General features: G+C 58.4%; 15 protein-coding genes. 11 read left to right on the top strand and 4 right to left on the bottom strand.

Going from position 1 to position 20,066, the window contains the following annotated elements:
- Positions 1-65: 65 nt before the first annotated feature.
- From MF6394_RS15765 to MF6394_RS15795, 4 genes are all read left to right on the top strand, one after another.
- Positions 66-941 (top strand): urea transporter, encoded by an 876-nt coding sequence (locus MF6394_RS15765; RefSeq protein WP_078467015.1) that lies wholly within the window; start codon positions 66-68, stop codon positions 939-941.
- 31 nt (positions 942-972) lie between these two features.
- Positions 973-1,797 (top strand): ion transporter, encoded by an 825-nt coding sequence (locus tag MF6394_RS15770; protein WP_014717713.1) that lies wholly within the window; start codon positions 973-975, stop codon positions 1,795-1,797.
- A 94-nt stretch (positions 1,798-1,891) separates the two neighbouring features.
- Positions 1,892-2,893 carry a sulfate ABC transporter substrate-binding protein gene (locus tag MF6394_RS15775; RefSeq protein WP_003189977.1) on the top strand — a complete coding sequence of 334 codons (1,002 nt, stop codon included), beginning with the start codon at positions 1,892-1,894 and terminating at the stop codon, positions 2,891-2,893.
- An 818-nt stretch (positions 2,894-3,711) separates the two neighbouring features.
- Positions 3,712-4,917 carry an MFS transporter gene (locus tag MF6394_RS15795; protein WP_044273111.1) on the top strand — a complete coding sequence of 402 codons (1,206 nt, stop codon included), beginning with the start codon at positions 3,712-3,714 and terminating at the stop codon, positions 4,915-4,917.
- Positions 4,918-5,043: 126 nt separating this feature from the next.
- Here MF6394_RS15795 and MF6394_RS15800 read toward each other — a convergent pair whose 3' ends face one another.
- Positions 5,044-6,666 (bottom strand): M10 family metallopeptidase C-terminal domain-containing protein, encoded by a 1,623-nt coding sequence (locus tag MF6394_RS15800; RefSeq protein WP_238597295.1) that lies wholly within the window; start codon positions 6,664-6,666, stop codon positions 5,044-5,046.
- A 521-nt stretch (positions 6,667-7,187) separates the two neighbouring features.
- Entirely contained in the window at positions 7,188-9,185 is a 1,998-nt protein-coding gene (locus tag MF6394_RS15805) for a M10 family metallopeptidase C-terminal domain-containing protein (protein WP_312833030.1), read from the bottom strand.
- On the opposite strand from MF6394_RS15805, the gene MF6394_RS34620 reads away from it, so the two are divergent.
- Positions 9,120-9,347 (top strand): hypothetical protein, encoded by a 228-nt coding sequence (locus MF6394_RS34620; protein WP_032892664.1) that lies wholly within the window; start codon positions 9,120-9,122, stop codon positions 9,345-9,347. The two genes, MF6394_RS15805 and MF6394_RS34620, sit on opposite strands and share 66 nt — an antisense overlap.
- A gap of 897 nt (positions 9,348-10,244) precedes the next feature.
- On the opposite strand, the gene MF6394_RS15810 is transcribed toward MF6394_RS34620, so the two are convergent.
- Together MF6394_RS15810 and phnN are read right to left on the bottom strand one after the other, a co-directional pair.
- Positions 10,245-11,762 (bottom strand): M57 family metalloprotease, encoded by a 1,518-nt coding sequence (locus MF6394_RS15810; protein ID WP_078467019.1) that lies wholly within the window; start codon positions 11,760-11,762, stop codon positions 10,245-10,247.
- A gap of 400 nt (positions 11,763-12,162) precedes the next feature.
- On the bottom strand, positions 12,163-12,735 hold the full coding sequence (gene phnN, locus MF6394_RS15815; RefSeq protein WP_047710414.1) for a phosphonate metabolism protein/1,5-bisphosphokinase (PRPP-forming) PhnN: 573 nt from the start codon (positions 12,733-12,735) through the stop codon (positions 12,163-12,165).
- Positions 12,736-13,078: 343 nt separating this feature from the next.
- Between phnN and MF6394_RS15820 the strand changes: the two genes are divergently transcribed.
- Genes MF6394_RS15820 through MF6394_RS15845 form a run of 6 tightly spaced genes read left to right on the top strand, consistent with a single transcriptional unit; the run spans position 13,079 to position 19,970 of the window.
- On the top strand, positions 13,079-14,512 hold the full coding sequence (locus MF6394_RS15820) for an NAD(P)/FAD-dependent oxidoreductase (protein ID WP_078467020.1): 1,434 nt from the start codon (positions 13,079-13,081) through the stop codon (positions 14,510-14,512).
- Entirely contained in the window at positions 14,509-15,369 is an 861-nt protein-coding gene (locus tag MF6394_RS15825; RefSeq protein ID WP_044273103.1) for a HemK/PrmC family methyltransferase, read from the top strand. Before MF6394_RS15820 ends, MF6394_RS15825 begins: the two co-directional genes overlap by 4 nt.
- Positions 15,370-15,382: 13 nt before the next feature.
- A complete protein-coding gene (locus MF6394_RS15830; protein WP_078467021.1) occupies positions 15,383-16,654 on the top strand; it encodes an aminotransferase class I/II-fold pyridoxal phosphate-dependent enzyme in 1,272 nt (423 codons plus the stop codon).
- Between the two features lie 45 nt (positions 16,655-16,699).
- Positions 16,700-17,035, top strand: a complete 336-nt coding sequence (locus MF6394_RS15835) for a chorismate mutase (RefSeq protein WP_228391213.1) — start codon at positions 16,700-16,702, stop codon at positions 17,033-17,035.
- The gene (gene pabB / locus MF6394_RS15840) at positions 17,032-19,101 is read left to right on the top strand and encodes an aminodeoxychorismate synthase component I (protein WP_044273101.1); all 2,070 of its coding nucleotides are present in this window, start codon (positions 17,032-17,034) and stop codon (positions 19,099-19,101) included. The genes MF6394_RS15835 and pabB overlap by 4 nt, the downstream gene beginning before the upstream one ends.
- Positions 19,098-19,970, top strand: coding sequence for a prephenate dehydrogenase dimerization domain-containing protein (locus MF6394_RS15845; RefSeq protein ID WP_047710412.1), 873 nt, complete (start codon positions 19,098-19,100; stop codon positions 19,968-19,970). Before pabB ends, MF6394_RS15845 begins: the two co-directional genes overlap by 4 nt.
- Positions 19,971-20,066: the final 96 nt, after the last annotated feature.

The raw sequence follows: 20,066 nt of genomic DNA on the forward strand, positions 1-20,066 counted from the left end.
AACGATGACGCGGGTATCCTGAATGCACGCGGCGCCCTCAGGTTTTTCGCGAGCAGGGAGCTGACATGCACAACCCAACCTGCCCCGACTGGGCCGAAGCCCTGCTCAACGGCTTCAGCCAAATCTTCCTGCAGCGCCATCCGCTGTGCGGCCTGCTGTGCCTGCTGGCGATCCTGATCGGCGCCCCGGCCTTGCTCGGCGGGGCCTTGCTGGGTGGCGTCGCGGGGTTGCTCACGGCCCAGCGCCGGGGGTATCCCAAGGCCGAACGCCAGGCCGGGCTGTATAGCTACAACGGCGTGTTGCTGGGCCTGTTGATCAGCCAGCACTTTGCCTGGTCGGCGCTGGTGCCACCGCTGATCCTGGCGTGCGGCGGCTTGAGTGCGATCCTCACTCGGCACTGGTTGAAACACGCAACCGGGCCCCAGGATTTGCCCGCCTACACCGTGCCCTTTGTTGGCCTGGGCTGGTTGTTGCTCGGCCAGGCCCCACAGAGCCCCCTTGCGCTGATCGAGCCCGACACTGTCGCTGTACTGGCCGCGCCCTTCACCGGTCTTGGGCAAATTATGCTACTGGACCAGCCCCTGGCGGGCGTACTGATAGCCCTGGGCTTGCTGCTGGCCGACCGTCGCGCCGCCGCGTGGGCCTTGGGCGGCGCCGCTCTGGGCATGCTCGCCGGCTTGTGGCTGAACGACCCCACTGGCGCCCTGCTCGGCCTGCACAGCTATAACCCGGCGCTGGCGGCCCTGGCCCTGTGCTCATCACGTCGCCAGCCCTGGTTACCGCTGCTGGGCATCGGCCTGGCCATCCTGCTCACCCCAAGCTTCGCCGGCCTGCACCTGCCCGCGCTGACCGCGCCGTTTATCCTCGCCTGCTGGCTGGTGCGCGCCGGCCAGCGAATGCTGCACAAGCCTCACATGGACAGCCCGTTCGAATCGCCCTAGGCTTGCTCGATATTCGTTTCGGGCAGGGTTTATGGACAGCAACAACGACTGGCGCCAGCGCCTCTACATCATGGTGTTCCAAAGCGATACCGTCGCCGGGCGGCGCTTTGACGGCATCCTGCTGCTGATCATCCTCGCCAGCCTGGTGATCGTGATGCTCGACAGCATCGACACAATTCACCAGAACTACGCCGACGTGCTGGCCTATATCGAGTGGGGCTTCACGCTGATCTTCGCCATCGAGTACGGCCTGCGCCTGTATTGCTCGCCCAAGCCGCTGCGCTATGCCTTCAGCTTTTATGGCTTGGTGGACCTGCTCGCCATCGTCCCCGGCATCCTCGCGCTGTACTACAGCGATGCCCAGTATCTGCTGATCATCCGCATCATCCGGATGCTGCGCATCTTCCGCGTGCTCAAGCTCAGCCCGTACCTCAAGCAGGCCAACTACCTGATGGCGGCGCTGCGCGGCAGCAAGCAGAAGATCGTGGTGTTCCTGGTCAGCGTGTGCACCCTGGTGACGGTGTTCGGCACCTTGATGTACGTGATCGAAGGCCCGGAACATGGCTTCACCAGTATTCCCAAGGGCATCTACTGGGCCATCGTCACCCTGACCACCGTGGGCTTCGGCGATATCGTGCCCAAGACGCCCCTGGGCCAGGTGATTTCATCGCTGGTGATGATCACCGGTTACTCGATCATTGCGGTGCCGACGGGTATTTTTACCGCCGAACTGGCCAGTGCCATGCGCGGCGAACAGCTGCACACCGACTGCCCAGTGTGCAAAAAGGACAGCCATGAACCCAACGCCGCATTTTGCGCGCGCTGTGGCAGCAATCTGTTTCGCAAACTGGAATAAGCAAAGTTCGTTTTAATCTTTAAGGGTCTATGCAGGCCCGGCTATAGTCGCTGGCAAATTGCCTCCCCTCTTCTCGAACAACAAGGAATGAGCAGTGAAAAAGATCCTCAGCGCCTCCCTACTGGCCGCCGGCCTGGCCCTGGCGGGCTCCGCCCAGGCCGCGACCACCCTGCTCAACGTCTCCTACGACGTGATGCGCGACTTCTACAAGGACTACAACGCCGCCTTCCAGAAGCACTGGGCAGCCGAACACCCGGACGACAAGCTGACGTTGCAGATGTCCTTCGGCGGCTCCAGCAAACAGGCACGCTCGGTGATCGACGGCCTGCCCGCCGACGTGATCACCATGAACATGGCCACCGACATCAATGCCCTGGTCGACAACGGCAAACTGGTGCCGGACAACTGGGTAACGCGCTTGCCGAACAACAGCGCGCCGTTCACCTCCGCCACGGTGTTTATCGTGCGCAAAGGCAACCCCAAAGCCTTGAAAGACTGGCCCGACCTGCTCAAGGACGGCGTGCAGGTAATCGTTCCCAACCCGAAAACCTCCGGTAACGGCCGCTACACTTACCTGTCGGCCTGGGGTTACGTGTTGAAGAATGGCGGTGATGAAGAAAAGGCCAAGACCTTCGTTGGCAAGTTGTTCAAGCAAGCGCCAGTGCTGGACACCGGCGGTCGCGCCGCCACCACCACCTTCATGACCAACCAGATTGGCGACGTGCTGGTGACCTTTGAAAACGAAGCCGAAATGATCGCCCGTGAGTTTGGCCGTGATCAGTTCGAAGTAGTCTACCCAAGCGTCTCCGCCGAAGCCGAACCGCCGGTCTCAGTGGTGGATAAAGTGGTCGAGAAAAAAGGCACCCGTGCTGCGGCCGAGGACTACCTCAAGTATCTGTGGTCGCCCGAAGGCCAGGAAATTGCGGCCAACAACTACCTGCGCCCACGGGACCCGAAGGTGTTGGCCAAGTACACCGACCGGTTCCCCAAGGTAGATTTCCTGTCGGTGGAGAAAACCTTTGGTGACTGGCGCACGGTGCAAAAGACCCACTTCAATGATGGCGGCGTGTTTGACCAGATCTACTCTGGCCAATAACCCACCTGACTGAATCAACTCGGTCAAACTGTGGGAGCTGGCTTGCCTGCGATGACGGCGAGTCAGCTTGCACATGAGCGGCTGATCCCCCGCCATCGCAGCATAGGTATCTACACAACTTTGTAGGTTGCAGCAGCCAACGCTAACCACGATGCGAAGCGAGCCGCTCTTGATCTTGATCTGCTTGTGATCTTGATCTGGCTTTTGATCTTAGGCGCCCCGTTAAACCACGCTGGCCGAACGCAGGCTTGAATTCGTGGGTAACCCGGCAGGACGCCGGGTTAGCCGCCCCGCGCCAGGGATGGCGCGTGGCGGCGGCCCACGGATTCAAGCCTGTGTTCGGGCACACCGAGCCTAAGCGAGGTGCCGAGTGGTGGGGCAAGAGCGTTTTGCTTACTTTTGCGCTGTTCAAAAGTGAGCCGCCGTCAGGGCGGAACCCTAAGTGGCCGTTACCGCAGCAATGGATATGTACCCAATCCAACTGTGTCGCCTGTCAGGCCGCCTTCGCGAGCAAGCCCGCTCCCACAGTTGGATTGCGGAGCGTCAGGTAGATAGGCGTCGACTGGCAGGCCGTCATCGCAGGCAAGCCAGCTCCCACATTTGAATCGCGGGGCATCAGTTAGATCCAGCGTCGCACCAAAGTTGTGTAGATACCTATGGCCATCCCAAGCAAGCCAGCTCCCACTTTTTTGCGTGAAACAGATGTGTCTGAATGTATCATCAGCCGACATAAGTGATATCACCACAAGCAACCTACTCACTTGCAGGCCTTGTCTTTACTCTCCCACCCCATCGTCCTTCGCCTTTATGAGTACACCATGAACGCAACCTCTCACGCTGCTGGCACCATGACCCGGGGCATGGTCATGCTGTTCGCGTTTTGCTGCGGCGCCATCGTCGCCAACATCTACTATGCGCAACCGATCATCGAGCTGATCGCCCCGGACATTGGCCTGACGCCGGCAATGGCCAGCCTGATCGTGTCCCTCACACAAATCGGCTATGCCCTGGGCCTGTTCTTTCTGGTACCCCTGGGCGACCTGCTGGAAAACCGCAAGCTGATGATTGCCACCACCGTCGTGGCGATCGCCAGCCTGTTGGGTGCGGCGTTTATCGAACAGCCGAACCTGTTCCTGCTGGTGTCGTTGCTGATCGGTTTCAGTTCCGTCTCGGTGCAGATCCTGATTCCGCTGGCCGCACACCTGGCGCCCGCCGAGTCTCGTGGCCGGGTGGTCGGCAGTATCATGGGCGGCCTGCTGCTGGGCATCCTGCTGGCACGGCCGGTGTCGAGCGTGGTGGCCGACCACTTCGGCTGGCGTGCGATGTTCATGGCGGCCGCGGCGCTGATGGCGTTTATCAGCGTGGTGCTGATGCTGACCATCCCCAAGCGCCAACCCGATCACAGTGCCAGCTACGGCCAGTTGCTGCATTCGCTGGGCACTCTGCTGCGAGAGCAACCGCTGTTGCGCCAGCGGGCGTTCTACCAGGGTTGCATGTTCGCCGCCTTCAGCCTGTTCTGGACTGCCGCACCACTGGAACTGGCACGTAACCACGGCCTGAGCCAAAGCGAAATCGCACTGTTTGCCCTGGTCGGTGCCCTTGGCGCCATTGCCGCACCCATGGCCGGTCGCCTGGCCGATGCCGGCCATACCCACCGCGCCTCGCTGCTGGCGATGCTGTTTGGTGCGCTGAGCTTCCTGCCGGCGTGGGTGCACCCGCTCTACAGCGTGATCGGCCTGGCAGTCACCGGGGTGGTCCTGGATTTCTGCGTGCAGATGAACATGGTCCTCGGCCAACGCGCCATCTACGCCCTCGACGCCCACAGCCGCAGCCGTCTGAACGCGCTGTACATGACCAGCATCTTCATCGGCGGAGCATTCGGCTCGGCGATTGCCAGCAGCGTGTATGAACACGGCGGCTGGTTGGCTGTAATGCTGGTGGGCAGTGCATTTGCCCTGGTCGCCTTGTTGCGCTTCTTGAGTGCGTCACGTAAAGCCGCGTTGGGCACCGCGCAAGCGTCCTGACGGGTCATTGGCCCAACAAAAATTTTTCACAACGCACAAAGGGGCGGGACTTGATCAATCATTGATTAAGTCCCGCCCCGCCTTGCTTCAAGCAATGGCGACCGTCAAAGGTGCGCGATCACGTCGTTAGAGATAACCGCCATCTTTGATGTTGAGCCCGATGACATCTTCCGGGCTGATCATTCGGGTGCTTTTGATCAGGAAGTCGGTCTTGCCATCGCCATCCAGGTCGATCGCCAACAGGTAACGTCCCGACAGCGGATTGAACTTGATGATGGTGTCACCCGCAGCCCCCGTGTAGTTATCGACGAAGTTCAACGTGACCTTGCCGTCGAGCGCCATTTGCGACAGATCGATCTTGTCTTGCCCGGTTTTGAAGTCCAGTAGCAAGTCGGCATTGGCACGGGTTGAATCGCTGAAGGCATTGAACTTGAAGGTGTTCCAACCCTCGCCGCCCACCAGCGTATCGGCCCCTGCACCACCGGTCAGTACGTTATCGGCGCTGTTACCAATGATGCGATCGTTACCGTGGCCCCCCACGGCATTTTCGATCACGGTCTTCTCGCCGATCCTGACGTTTTCCCTCATCCCGCCTACGCTGGACAGCGCACCACCGCGCAAGTCGATGATTTGATCCTGCTTGAAGCCAGAGAAATCAAAGGTGTCGTTCCCGCGCTGATCCCAGATATTGAATTTGGGTTTATCGGACGCTGACGTCAGGGTAGTTTCCAACCTGCCGGTATTCGAGTTGAACCCGTAGGTGGTGTCGTCAGTCCTGGTGTCGCCGCCTGCCTTGGGCCGTTCAACCACTGGCTCCTTGGTGCCGCTTGCTTTGGGCTGTTCAACCACGGGCTCCTTGGTGCCGCCTGCCTTGGGCTGTTCAACCACGGGCTCCTTGGTGCCGCTTGCCTTGGGCTGTTCAACCACGGGCTTCTTGGTGCCGCCTGCCTTGGGCTGTTCAACCACGGGCTCCTTGGTGCCGCTTGCCTTGGGCTGTTCAGCCACTGGCTCCTTGGTGCCGCTTGCCTTGGGCTGTTCAACCACGGGTTCCTTGGTGCCGCCTGCCTTGGGCTGTTCAACCACGGGCTCCTTGGTGCCGCCTGCCTTGGGCTGTTCAACCACGGGCTCCTTGGTGCCGCTTGCCTTGGGCTGTTCAACCACGGGCTCCTTGGTGCCGCTTGCCTTGGGCTGTTCAGCCACTGGCTCCTTGGTGCCGCTTGCCTTGGGCTGTTCAACCACGGGTTCCTTGGTGCCGCTTGCCTTGGGCTGTTCAACCACTGGCTCCTTGGTGCCGCTTGCCTTGGGCTGTTCAACCACTGGCTCCTTGGTGCCGCTTGCCTTGGGCTGTTCAACCACTGGCTCCTTGGTGCCGCTTGCCTTGGGCTGTTCAACCACTGGCTCCTTGGTGCCGCTTGCCTTGGGCTGTTCAACCACTGGCTCCTTGGTGCCGCTTGCCTTGGGCTGTTCAACCACTGGCTCCTTGGTGCCGCTTGCCTTGGGCTGTTCAACCACTGGCTCCTTGGTGCCGCTTGCCTTGGGCTGTTCAACCACTGGCTCCTTGGTGCCGCCGCGTGGCTTTAGCCGATCAGTTAATGGCGTTTTGTAGCCGCTCGGCTTGGGCTTAGTCGTTACTGGCTTGGTATCGCCGTCCGAGATGGGCTGATCCGCTGCCGGTTTGGTTTCGCCGTTTGACTTGGGCTCAGCAGTGGGTTCGGTATCTGCCTGTGGCTTCGAATAGCACTGAGCCATTACCGCTTTGCCGGAATTAACGTCTCCCAGTTGAAGCAGTCCGGAGTTCAGGCTCAATCCATACATTCGCTGCTGGCCAGTGCGTTCACCTACCAGCGGAGCGGAAAGACTAAGTAACTTGGAGCTTGTCGAGACGTGGTTGTCTGCTGCGGAGTTCGCATTGCCTTGAGAAGACTTAGCGGCTTCACTGCCTCCCTGGTTTCCAGGATGTGCCAGCGATGACGGCTGAGGAGTCACGCTCGGCGTGGGCATATAGTGGTTTGCAGCGGATGGATTGACATTAATCATAATTAAGTTTTCTCAGTTAGTTAAAAACAACAACACGACACTTCACAAGTAAGGCACCCATGAATTCTTAAATAGCCGGTCTCAAACATGACCACTCAAACTTTCCAGCGAGCGTCATAAAACAGCCAAGTTATTACGTGTAGTCAGCACTTACGCTTGGCCTGATGTTTCACTCATAACAGCGATGGACTTGAATAGACTCAGCGCGCGTCTGACATTGAATGGTTCCACCTTCAACCCCGCGCGGAAAACGCCGACTGATCAAAAGCCGACGCGTGCATCGCGCGGGACTGACCTGAATGGGTATTGAAGCCATAGGCCGGTCTTGAATTTCGAATGAAAGCTTTCGGCTCACAAGGATCTGTACGAGGGATGGGTCTGGGCTCACACGGAACCGGGCGTGGCTGTGGCTCACACGGATCTGGACGTGGCTGCGGCTCACGCGGGTATGGTCGCGGCCTCGGTTCCCACGTAACTGGACGCGGCTTCGGTTCACACGGATCCGGACGTGGCTGTGGCTCACACGGGTCTGGACGTGGCTGCGGCTCGCGCGGGTATGGTCGCGGCTTCGGTTCAAACGGGTCCGGACGTGGCTGTGGCTCAGACGGGTCTGGACGTGGCTTCGGCTCACGTGGATCCGGACGTGGCTGTGGTTCACGCGGATCTGGACGCGGCTTCGGCTCACGTGGATCCGGACGTGGCTGTGGTTCACGCGGATCTGGACGCGGCTTCGGCTCACGTGGATCCGGACGTGGCTGTGGTTCACGCGGGTCTGGACGTGGCTTCGGTTCACGTGGATCCGGACGTGGCTGTGGTTCACGCGGATCTGGACGTGGTTGCGGTTCACGTGGATCCGGGCGCGGCTTCGGCTCACACGGATCCGGACATGGCTTCGGCTCACACGGATCCGGACGCGGCTTCGGCTCACACGGATCCGGGCGTGGCTTCGGCTCACACGGATCCGGGCGCGGCTTCGGCTCACACGGATCCGGGCGCGGCTTCGGCTCACACGGATCCGGACGCGGCTTCGGTTCACACGGATCCGGACGTGGTTTCGGTTTTGACTCCTCCGGTTTTGGTTCCGGCTTGGGTTTGGGCTCCTCGGGTTGAGGACGCGGCGCAGGCTTGGGGTCTTTCGGTTCAGGGTTTGCCGTTGGAGTGTCGCCCTGCGCCAAAACATCGCCTGCTTTTATCTGGCCAAGGCTTTTGATTAATAGGTCTGCCTTACCGTTACCCGTGAGATCCAGGGCCAGACTCCCCTCGTTGCTACCCTGGTTGTAACTTATCACCGCCTGACCGGGTTGACCGGTTAAGCGTTCGACGAATTTAAGCGCACTGAGATCCGCCTGTTTCAGGACGGCGCGAACATCAATCTTGTCTGAGCCACTCTGGAAATCCAGAATGACGTCGGGATTATCCGGGGTGGAGTCACTGGCGTGATCATAAACGAAGGTATCTGCACCGCCCCCCCCAGACAACCGGTCTGCTCCCCCGCCTCCTTTGAGTCGATTGGCAACAGCATTACCTATCAGGGCATCATTCCCTTTACCGCCCACTGCGTTCTCCAGTATGACGCCCTTGGCAACGGAGACATTACCCTTCAACGCGCCCACATCCGAAAAGGACTCGGCGTTGAGGTTGATTTTCTGATGCTGTGAATACCCGGAGAAATCCAGAGTGTCGTTGCCTCCCCCATCCCACACACAGAAAATAGAATTGTCATTCGCCGACTTTAAACTAAGCGCTTCACGGTTCGTATTGGAATTAAACCCATAGGTCGTGTCGGTATTGCGTGTTTTATTATTCGCCCCATAAAGTTTCTGGGCAGCCGCTATGTCATCCATCATCGGCGCAGAGGGGTACAGCGATTTGAAGTCATGCCCGGGCTGATTTTTCTCCGAAAAGTAACTCATGACAGAACGCGCTTGCGTATCCCCGGCATACGTTGCGTGACGTCCATAGTTACCGTTACCGTCATAGTTTCCCGGATGCTCCAACCCAAGGGCGTGGCCTAGTTCATGAACTAAAACCATACGAAAGAAATGCCCCGGTGACGGGTTCGCCCCCACATTCTGCGTTCCAATGTTTGCGGAAGTCTGGGTCATAGAGCGATGGGGAAGTGAAGCCACCCCTCCCGAGGAGTCGGGCATGTCATTGATATCAACATGGCCGTCACGATGCAGCGCTTTTTCGGTAAATGTCACGTTAGCGACATCCTGCCAGGACTGCATTGCCTGCCTGGCTTGCTCTGCCTGCTGTGGAGTGAAGCCCTTGGCGACGCGATAGGACAACGTGGTTTTGCCGTCACCGTTATTGTCATGAACCTTGTAACCGCCGCGGGTGAGCTGTTTCCCAGCCTGTTGCGAAGTGAACACCGGCTTTTTGCTGTTTAGCGTAGATACCTCAGCAGGGCCCTCAGGGCTGAAACTGCTCCCGGGATCCAGCGCGTGGGGCACACCAACATTAGTTGTGGATGGTCCTGGCATTCTCATAAACCAAAGTCCTCATAAAAATCAGACTCGAACGATAAAATTTAAAACATTCGAGATACCGATTCCGCCCAACAAGAGCAGCAGTAGTTATCGGCACCGCTTTAAATTCGCACACTCCCTAGCCGCAGGCCAGCGACGAATTAATTCAACTCGACACACTCTAAAATTTAAAAACACTTTGACCCGACAACCGAAAAACTCTGAAACCGCAGTAGCGGAACCACCGCCAGGCAAAAACGATAACCACCTGTTTTATATGAAAATAAAATTCCACAAACACGCTTATGGTCATTTTTATTGCAAAGCATTATTCACAATCAGACAAGACCCTGACCGTACAAAAACATATACCTGACTTAAAACTTTTAACGCGCCCTACACAACAGTTTGATTAAAGGTCGAATAGCAGAATAGGAAGTGAAGGAAAAAATCCACAGGTTGCATAGAGGGGTTTTATGTCTGGCCCTCAACGGTAATTCAAGGCACTGCAACAGCCGATCAGGCTGACCTCGCCGAAACGCAGTCATGAAAAACATGCGGATGCTACGGCCAATGAATAGCTGTGCAGAACGCGCGACGCGATTGCCCCATGGAAACAGGAAACAGGAAACAGGAAGGAATCACCGAGATAGCCTGGTGAAAAGCGCACCACATCAATATGAGCGTGTCTGGAAGGTAACGATGCTGCACGTGACAGGCAGGCTTGAACGCGATGCCGCGCACGTCCAAACCTGGATAGAAGGAAACTTGGGTAACGGCGTTTAAAGCAGGAAGGTGTTCACTGATCGAAGCGTGGGCTCAGCTGAATATCGACCACACCTTGTTGAGGAAGCCTTTGAACGACGAAAAAATTTTCTCGAAAAACCCTCCACCGGGCCGAGGGGCCGGTTCAGGTTCGGGCTTAGGCTCGGGTTCAGTCGGCTCTGAAGTAGGCGCCGGGATGGGGTCCGAAACAGGCACGACAGGGGGGGGCGGCGTCGGCGTCACGGTCGGCGCTTGCCCGTTCCAGATCACGTCCGTCTGTTTGATCTGGCTTTGGCTGACCACCAGGAGGTCCGCCGAGCCATTGCCCGTCGTATCTACCGCCAATGTGAAACGACCCGTTTTCGAGTCCTGGCCGAGCAGCGCATCCCCCGCTTTGCCGCTCAATCGTTCAGAGAAATTCAACGCCTTGAGCCCGGCCTCCTGAAGAACGCCGGTCAGGTCGATCTTGTCGATCCCGCTTTGGAAGTCCTGGATGATGTCGGGTCTTTGCGGGGTTGAATCGCTGGCGCGGTGGTAAACAAACGTGTCTGCCCCAGCGCCACCGAACAACGTGTCAGCCCCCCTGCCGCCTGTGAGGCGATTATTGCCCTCATTTCCCGTCAAGGTATCGTTGCCAGCACCGCCAATCGCGTTTTCTACCATTACGCCCTTGGCAATCGACACATTCCCACGCAAACCACCCACATCCGAAAACGCCTCAGCCTTGAGGTTGATGGTTTGGTTCTGGGTGAACCCGGAAAAATCGAGTGTGTCGTTACCCCCGCCATCCCAGACGGTGAAAATCGGTTTTTCACTTTCGCGCTTGAGGCTATAAACCTCCCGGCCCGAGTTGGAATTGAAGCCGTAGGTGGTATCGGTATTGCGCGTCTTGGTATTGGCGCCGTAGAGCCGCTGGGCCGCCGCGATATCGTCCATCATCGGTGCCCCTGGGGTACGCCCGGCAAAATTGTGCCCAGGCTGATGGGTCTCGTTCCAATAACTCATGACACTGCGTGCCTTGGTGTCCTGGGCATATTCGGCATTGCGCTCGTAATTGAAGCCCTGGCCATTGTATTTACCTGGATGGCTCAGCCCCAGGGTATGCCCCAGTTCATGGATCAACAAACCCAGGAAGTGGCTGCCCATTGTCGGGTTCTGCCCGCCCTGGGTGCCGATATTGGCCGGGACTTTCGCATAATGACCGTGAGGCAAGCCTGCCCAGCCTCCCGATCCCCCAGTCCCTTTGATAGTGATCGTGCCATCGGTGTTTGAGCCATTTTCAACAAATTGGATATTGGCAACATCGGCCCAGTATTGAAGGGCCTGCCTGGCTCGTTCTTTCTGAGCCGCATTAAACCCCCCGTCGAACTTGAAACCCACGACAACTTTGCCATCTTTATTACTGTCCCTAAACTTAGCGTCAGTGCGCGTAATATGCTTCGCCGCCTGGTCGGTGGTGAACGATCTTTTATTATTGGCCCAAAGAATAACTTGGTTCTCGTCAGCAGAGAAATGGGAGTGCGCCGTCTCTGGGACAGGCGACTGGAAAGACTGCCTAACTGGGATATGCATGGTGCTTGACTACTCTGAACAGTGAAATGACCCGTCCATGTATAGAAGTTATCGATGCTGACTGATCCGTTGTCGGCCCGATAAAGCTCCCATATAGAAAACACCTTCACCATCATAAATTGCTTGCAAGAAAACACTATAAACACGGCTGCAAAAAATCTGCACAAGTTTTATTCAGCGCCAGCCACCCACCCTTCATTAACCGCCATAAAACCCTGATGCGGCAGGCGTCATAAACTTGCACAACATTAATTTAATCGGGTCAATAATTAACTTTCAAACATCCAGCAACCCACTCAAACACATCAGAAAAAAATAAGCTTGGCGCCAGGGTTTTATCTGAGCGCTGGCATCACCACGCACTACATCAATGAGTTGCCCCAACCTACCGGGATTGGGGTCAGGCGCATACGCTATGCCCATGGTCCAGACAGCACAGCAAACGTTCGACGGTATGCGCCAGCGGGCCGGAATTATCCAGCACGAACAAACCCGCGCCGTGGCCTGCGATCAATTGGGCAGTAAACCGCGCATTGCGCGCCAGGCGCTCCTCGATGTCCGCCAACGACTCGCGCCCACGCGCAATCAGACGTTGGCGCAACACCGCTTGGTCCACCGTCAGCAGCAACACCAGCAAGGTCGGATATCGCTCGCGGGTCTGCGCCAGGTGGGCACGGGAGCCGTTTACCAGGACGTCGTCGCCAGCGGCCAGCCAATCGTCGATGTCCTTGGGGATACCGTAGGACAAGCCATTCGCCTGCCAGCTCAAGGCAAATGCGCCCTCGGCCTCCATCGCCGCGAACTGCTCGGGGCTCACCCCTTGCGCCGCTTCACCCACCGCCTCCGCCGACCGGGTGATCACCCGCCGCACCATGCGGCATCCACGCTCGACCAGGCGTGGGCGCGCGGCGTCCAGCAGGCTGTCCTTGCCCGAACCCGATGGCCCGATGAGATAGATCAACCTGCCCGCCATTCAAAACACCCTCTTCGCTTGTCTTCAGACCTGTAACGGCGCCCCGGTGTCAGTTCCCCGCGCGTCGAGCGTCGTAGGCGCGGGAAAGTATTTCCAGCCAACAGACCCTTGCAGGCCGGCGCCGGCCACATTACCCGAGTGTGACCCACCGCGCACCACGCGCGGTACCTGTACCCAGGCTTTCCGGGCTTGTTCGAGTAAGTATGTGAATTTGTAACAACGATACAACATGAAACAAATGCTCGATGGTCGCCCCTTCTCACAATCTATAAAAAGCTCAGCACGTTCCTACATGGGAATGTTTTTCATCCTACAGCTGACAGTTTAAACAAGGATCTAGAACATGGAGTTCGACGTAATTGTAGTAGGCGCAGGCGCCATTGGCGGTTCTATCGCGTATGAACTGAGTTCACGGGGCTTGAAGGTTTGCCGGGTCGGTGAGACCGCCCGAACCAACGCTGCATCCAAGGCAGCCGGTGCCATGAATGGCTGTTTTGGCGAAGTCACCAGCGGCCTGTTGGCCAGCGAGCATGGCCGCCTCAAACTCAATATGGACCGTCAGGCACAAGACCTCTGGCCCGCCTGGGCCGAACGCCTGGCCGCCGACTCCGGCATCAGCACCCCGCTGTTCAGTGCCAGCGGCACCCATGTGTTGCTCAACAGTGCCGGCATGGACGAAGTCGATACGGTCAACTACGAAGCCATCGAGCACACACTGCAAGCCTATGGGGAACAGTACGAAACCATTGATCCAAGAGCCATGGAATGGCTGGCACCGGATCATCTGGTACGTCCGCTGCGCGGGCTGTTTATCCCCAATGAACACGCCGTTGATTCGCACTTGCTACTGGAAAAGCTCGACGCCGCGCTGCTCGCCAACCATGGCACCTTGATCAATGAGAACGCCCGCCGGGTGATCGCCGAAGGCGCAGTCGCCACAGGGGTGGAGTTGCTCAGCGGTGAGGTGCTGTGGGGGAAAAAGGTGGTAGTGGCTGCCGGTGTTCAGTCTCTGGACCTGCTCAGCGAGTTCGACACGCTCGTCAACAAAATCCCACCGTTGTTCAGCGGATATGGCGTGTCCATTCTGGTCAAGCTGCCTGAGGGCATGGCGTTACCCCAATCGGTGATCCGCACCCCCAATCGCGCGTTTGCCTGTGGCCTGCATTGCGTGCCACGTGGTGACGGCATGCTGTACCTGGGCGCGACCAATATCCTGTCCGAGCGCCCCAAGCACCATGCGCTGATTTCGGATGTACAGTTTTTGCTCGATTGCGCCGTCGACCAATTGAACCTTGACCTGCACAGTGCCGAAATTATTTCGATCCAGGTGGGCAACCGTCCCATTCCAGCCGACGGCTTCCCTCTGATCGGCGAATGCGGCATGCAAGGGCTGTGGCTGGCAACCGGGACATACCGTGATGGCCTGCACCAATCGCCGCTGCTGGCAGCCTACATCGCCGACTGTTTGACCGGCGTCAAGAGCACCGGCCTGGACTTGAGCACCTTCAACCCTGTGCGCGCCCCACTGACCGGGCTTGCTCGCGAGCTGACGGTTGGCGAAACCGTCAAGCAGATGTTTGCCACCGGTTATGAATATCGCTGGGACGTAAAACCTTACTGGCTGCCCATTCTCGATAAAGGACTGTCGAGCAATTACCAGCAACTGATCGATGAACTGCACCCCTCGTTCACTCCCCCTCCGGAGCTGGTCGCATTCTCCTACCTCTATGAGTCCATGCGCGTGAAGCTGGCGCAGTACTACAAGGAGTGGTCATGAGTCTGGGTAAACAGGAGCAGGAGGCGATCGCCCTGGCCCGCGTGCAGCTGGAAGCGGCCGGCGTGTGGGACCCGGACAATGACCTGGATAGCCTGGTCGATCGCTTTATCGTGCGTGCCGACAAACAGCGCGCACTGGATGAGTTCAGGCTGGCGGTCAGCGAGCGCTGCAATCGGATTCCGTTGGGGCATATTGTCGGCACGGTCGCGTTCGACGACCTGCCCCTGGTTGTGGGCAGCGGCGTATTTATTCCGCGCCCGCACAGCACGGTGATTCATAAGTGGCTGGACGATGCCCGACTGGCGACGGGAACCTGCGTGCTGGACCTATGCGCCGGCAGCGGCGCCATTGGCCTGGCCATCGCCCGGCGCCGGCCAGACCTGCGGGTGACCTGCGTGGAGTTTGAAGACGTGGCTGTCCACTACCTCAAACGCAATATCGCCCGGTTGGCCACCCACGACGTGCATGTCAACGCGATGCAGGCGGATATCCGTGAAACCCCTGCATTCGCTGGCTTCAAGCACCAGGTCGGGCTGATTGTCGCCAACCCGCCGTACGTTCCTAGGCAAACGCAGTTACAGCCCGAATGGGGCAGCCATCATCCCTCGGCGGCCGTCTATTCAGGTGCCGATGGCCTGGACCTGACACGGCACATCATCGCCTTGGCGACCACTTTGCTGACACCTGAGGGATGGCTGGTGATCGAACACGGCGAGGATCAAGCATTCGCCGTTCGTGAGTTGTTCCAACAGCACCACTTGCTTGACGTCAGCACTGTGATTGACCGTGAGTCATCAGACACCACAGGCACGTCCGTCATGACCGTGGGCCGCTTATCGAACGCTGTTCAAGCATAGGAGTTTTTAAGCCATGGATGCACACACCAAACCAGACTGGATGACCATTCGCCGCGACAACACCACCAGCGCCCTGGAGAGTGCCTATGCGGAGGGCCTCACGGGCCTCACCGTCGCGAGCCGTGAAGGCAAGCGCATCACCCTGGCGCAGGGCGGCACGTTCACCGAGTTCGTTTCCTGTTCTTATCTGGGCCTGGAAACCCATCCTGCACTGATCGACGCGGCGCACCAGGCACTGGGCACCTTTGGCCTGCACCTGTCCTCGTCACGCAGTGCCATGCGCCCGGTCTATTTGCCAGAACTGGAGTCGCTGCTCAGCCGCGTCTATAAAGGCTGCGGTGTCAGCGTGTTCACCTCCACCAGCAGCGTGCACCTTGGCGTACTGCCACTGTTGGGCAGCAATTCGCTCAAGGGCTATCCGATCAAAAAGCGCGCCCACTGGTTGATCGATAAAACCGCTCACGCCTCGATGCAGGTGCTGCGCGGCATTCTGCAGCAGTTTGGTGAAGTGTCCCGTGTCGAGGCCACCGATCCGGAGTCGATGAGCGTGGCCTTGAAACACTGCGCTGATCGCCAGGAAACGCCGATTCTGTTGATCGACGGTATCGGCTCGATGAGCGGCCTGGTGCCCATCGCGCACCTCGCGCGCCAACTGGCGGACGCCGCAGGCTACCTGTATGTGGATGATGCCCACGGCATCTCGATCGCAGGGCGTCATGGTGCTGGCTACGCCCTGGCGGCGGTAGATAACCAGTTGCCGCACAACATGATCCTGGCCGGTTCTTTGTCCAAGGCCTTTGGCGGAGCGGGCGGGTTTGTGGTGGTGAGTGACCCGCGGGATACCCCGTCGATACACACACTGGCCAACCCCCTGGTGTTCGGTCACTCGATCATGGTGCCAATGCTGGCCGCCAACGTGGCGGCCGCGAAGATTCACCTGAGCGACGAAATAGACGGCCTGCAAGACCGCCTGTGGAGCAACGTGCGCCTGTTTGATTCGCTGACCCACAATCGCCTGCTCAACGCCGGGGTTCAATCCCCGGTCAGGGGCGCATTTTTCGAAACCGAAGAAGACGGCCTGCAAGCCTGCCGGATCCTGCGCGACCACGGCATCCTCATGTTCCCGGTGTTCTACCCTATCATCGCCAAGGGAAAAGCCATGCTGCGCTTCGCCTTTTCGGCCAGCCACGGCGATCACGATATCCGGCAACTGGCCCAAGCCTTGAACGAGCTCACCCGTGCAGGCTTATGGAACGCCACTGCGCTACCCGAGGCCACCGCCTGACCCTTCACACACCCGCACTACGTCGTACACATCAAAGGAATGAATATGACACGGCACCAGCAAATTTCACGTGCAACTCCGTCCACCATCCTGCAACCCATGCGGGATCAGTTGGACCGGATCAACACCCACTTGGTCGACCTGCTTGGCGAACGCATGAGCGTGTGCATGGAGATCGCCGAACTCAAGGCGGCCCATGACATCCCCATGATGCAGCCCAAACGTATCGTTCAAGTGATGGATCAGCTCGCAAGCCACGCCTCGAAAGTCGGCTTGAGGCCCGATTACGTTCAGTCGGTGTTCAAGCTGATCATCGAGGAAACCTGCAACCAGGAAGAGCGGTTGATTCAGCAGCGCCTGGGCCAGGGGCAGCGCTCATGAAAATATTGCTGATTGATAATTTTGACTCCTTCACTCAGAACATCGCCCAATACCTGTACGAGGTCACAGGTGTGTGCGTCGATATCGTCACCAACAGCGTGGCGTACGAACACCTGCACATTGAACAATACGATGCCGTAGTGCTTTCACCGGGCCCTGGGCACCCGGGCGAGTACCTGGATTTTGGCGTGTGCGGGCAGGTTATCCTGCGCTCCCCGGTACCCTTGCTCGGCATTTGCCTGGGGCACCAGGGTATCGCCCAATTCCTTGGCGGAACCGTCGGCCACGCGCCCAACCCGGTGCACGGCTACCGCAGTAAAATCCAGCACGCCGGCAGTGGTTTGTTCCGCGACCTGCCAGAGCAGTTTGAAGTGGTGCGCTACCACTCCCTGATGTGTACCCATCTGCCTGAGGAGCTGCGCTGCACGGCGTGGACGGAGGAAGGTGTGGTGATGGCGATCGAGCACCAAAGCCGTCCGATCTGGGGCGTCCAGTTCCATCCTGAGTCCATCGACTCGGAGTATGGGCATGCGCTGCTCAGTAACTTCATCCGCATGGCACTCGAGCACAATGGGCGCCAGCGCGTGCCGACGCGACAGAGCCCGGCCAGTGCTCAATCGGCCAAGGAGCACTACGTCGCGGTAGGCGGTTTGCTCAACCTGCAATTGGCCTATCGAGTCCATTCGGCTGCGTGCGATCCATTGGCGCTGTTCACCACGCTTTATGCCAATGATCAGCATGCTTTCTGGCTCGACAGCGAAAAATCCGAACGGCCCAACGCGCGCTATTCAATCATGGGCAGCGGCCAGGCCCAAGGGGCTATTCGCCTAACCTATGACGTCAACAGCGAAACCCTCACACTTGAAGGCCCCAAAGGCAGCAGGCATGTGGCAGGTGATTTCTTCACCCTGCTCGGCCAGCTCATCGAATCGGTCAACGTGGCAGTCCCGCAATACCTTCCGTTTGAATTCAAGGGTGGTTTTGTCGGGTACCTGGGGTATGAACTCAAGGCCCTGACCGGCGGGAACAAGGTCTATCGCTCCGGGCAACCGGATGCCGGCTTTATGTTGGCGCCGCATTTCTTCGTCTTCGACCACCATGACCAAAAGGTCTACGAGTGCCTGTTAAGCGCGACGGGCCAACCCCCGCAGTGGCCGACGTTGCTGACCTCAATGCCAGCACCTCAGAGCACCACGAACACACGGCGTTTTGTCCCCGGTGCAGTGAATGAACTTGAGCTATCACTCGAAGACAGCCCCGACAGTTACATCCGTAAGGTCAAGCAGTCGCTGCAATACATCACCGATGGTGAATCCTATGAAATATGCCTGACCAACCGCGCGCGAATGAGCTACGACGGCGCGCCCCTCGCAGCCTATCGGAGAATGCGCGAAGCAAGCCCAGTACCTTATGGGGCTTACCTTTGCTTCGACAGCTTCAGCGTGCTGAGCGCATCACCCGAGACCTTTTTGAGAATCGATGAAGGCGGCCTGATCGAGTCCCGCCCCATCAAGGGCACCCGTGCACGCAGCAAAGACGCTGAGCAAGATCAGCGCCTGCGAGATGACTTGCACGCCTCGACCAAAGATCGCGCCGAGAACCTGATGATTGTCGATCTGGTACGCCATGATCTGAACCGCGTGTGCCGTTCAGGGAGTGTGCATGTGCCGAATATTTTCGCCGTGGAGAGTTTTTCCTCGGTACACCAGCTCGTCTCTACGGTACGTGGACATCTACGCAGCGACATCTCGTCAATGGAGGCCATCAGAGCGTGCTTTCCGGGAGGCTCAATGACCGGTGCGCCGAAAAAGCGCACGATGGAAATCATCGATGGGCTGGAGACCTGTGCACGGGGTGTTTATTCCGGAGCGCTGGGCTGGATCTCCTTCAATGGCAGCGCGGAACTGAGCATCGTCATCCGCACAGCGGTATTGCATAAACAACAGGCTGAGTTCGGCATTGGTGGCGCCATCGTCGCCCACTCCGACCCGAAAGAAGAACTTGAAGAGACGCTAGTCAAGGCCAGCGTGCCGTACTACAGCTTTTGCGCAGGGAGCGACACATGAATACCCAAGCAGTAGTCGTATTAGGAGGCGCTGGCCTCATCGGCTCACTGATCAGCCGTATTCTCAAGCAATACGGATACATCGTGCGCGTCGTGGATCGCCGTCCGCCGGATTTCGACTGTGAGTTTCACGAAATGGACGTGACTCAACCGTTCAATCATTCAGGGGCTGTTTTTCGCGACGCCATCGCCGTGGTGTTCGCTCTGCCTGAAAGCGTCGCGGTCAGCGCGATTGCCTGGGTGACCCGGTGCTTGCCTTCAGACGCGGTAATGATCCCCACCTGCTCGGTGCAGGGCCCCTTTTTCAAAGCACTGAAAGCAGCGGCGCCGCAGCAAAGGTTTGTGGGCGTCAACCCCATGTTTTCGCCCAAGTTGTCCGTCCAGGGGCGCACGGTGGCGGTCTGCGTGGAAGACGTGCAAACCCCGCAATCCTTCATCGAACGGCATTTGATGGAGGCCGGGATGAAGGTCCGTCGAATGACGCCCGCCGCGCATGATGAGCTGATGGCCCTGTGTCAGGCCTTGCCCCATGCAGCCATTCTCGGATTCGGCATGGCCCTGGCCCAATCTTCGGTCGACCTGGACATCGTGGCAGAGGTCATGCCGCCGCCCATGCGTACCATGATGGCGCTGCTGTCGCGCATCCTGGTCAACCCGCCCGAGGTGTATTGGGACATACAACTGGAAAACGACCAGGCGACCGCTCAGCGTGAAGCGCTGGTGCAGGGCCTGGAGCGCCTGCAGGAAAACATCGTGGAGCAGGACTATGAGCGCTTCAGAAGCGATTTACAGAGTGTTTCAAAGGTCTTGGGCAAACGCTTGAATGCAGGCGCCGTAGACTGCCAGCATCTGTTTTCATTGCTGAACTGAACGATGACCTCGCCAGGGAATGGCGAGGTGTTTTTTCACAACTCGCCACTTTTCCAAGAAGGAGCCGGTGATGTCTTTAGCGGCTGATGAAGTAAC

This window comes from Pseudomonas sp. MF6394 (genome assembly GCF_002018845.1).
In the GTDB taxonomy this organism is placed as follows: Bacteria; Pseudomonadota; Gammaproteobacteria; order Pseudomonadales; family Pseudomonadaceae; genus Aquipseudomonas; species Aquipseudomonas lactis.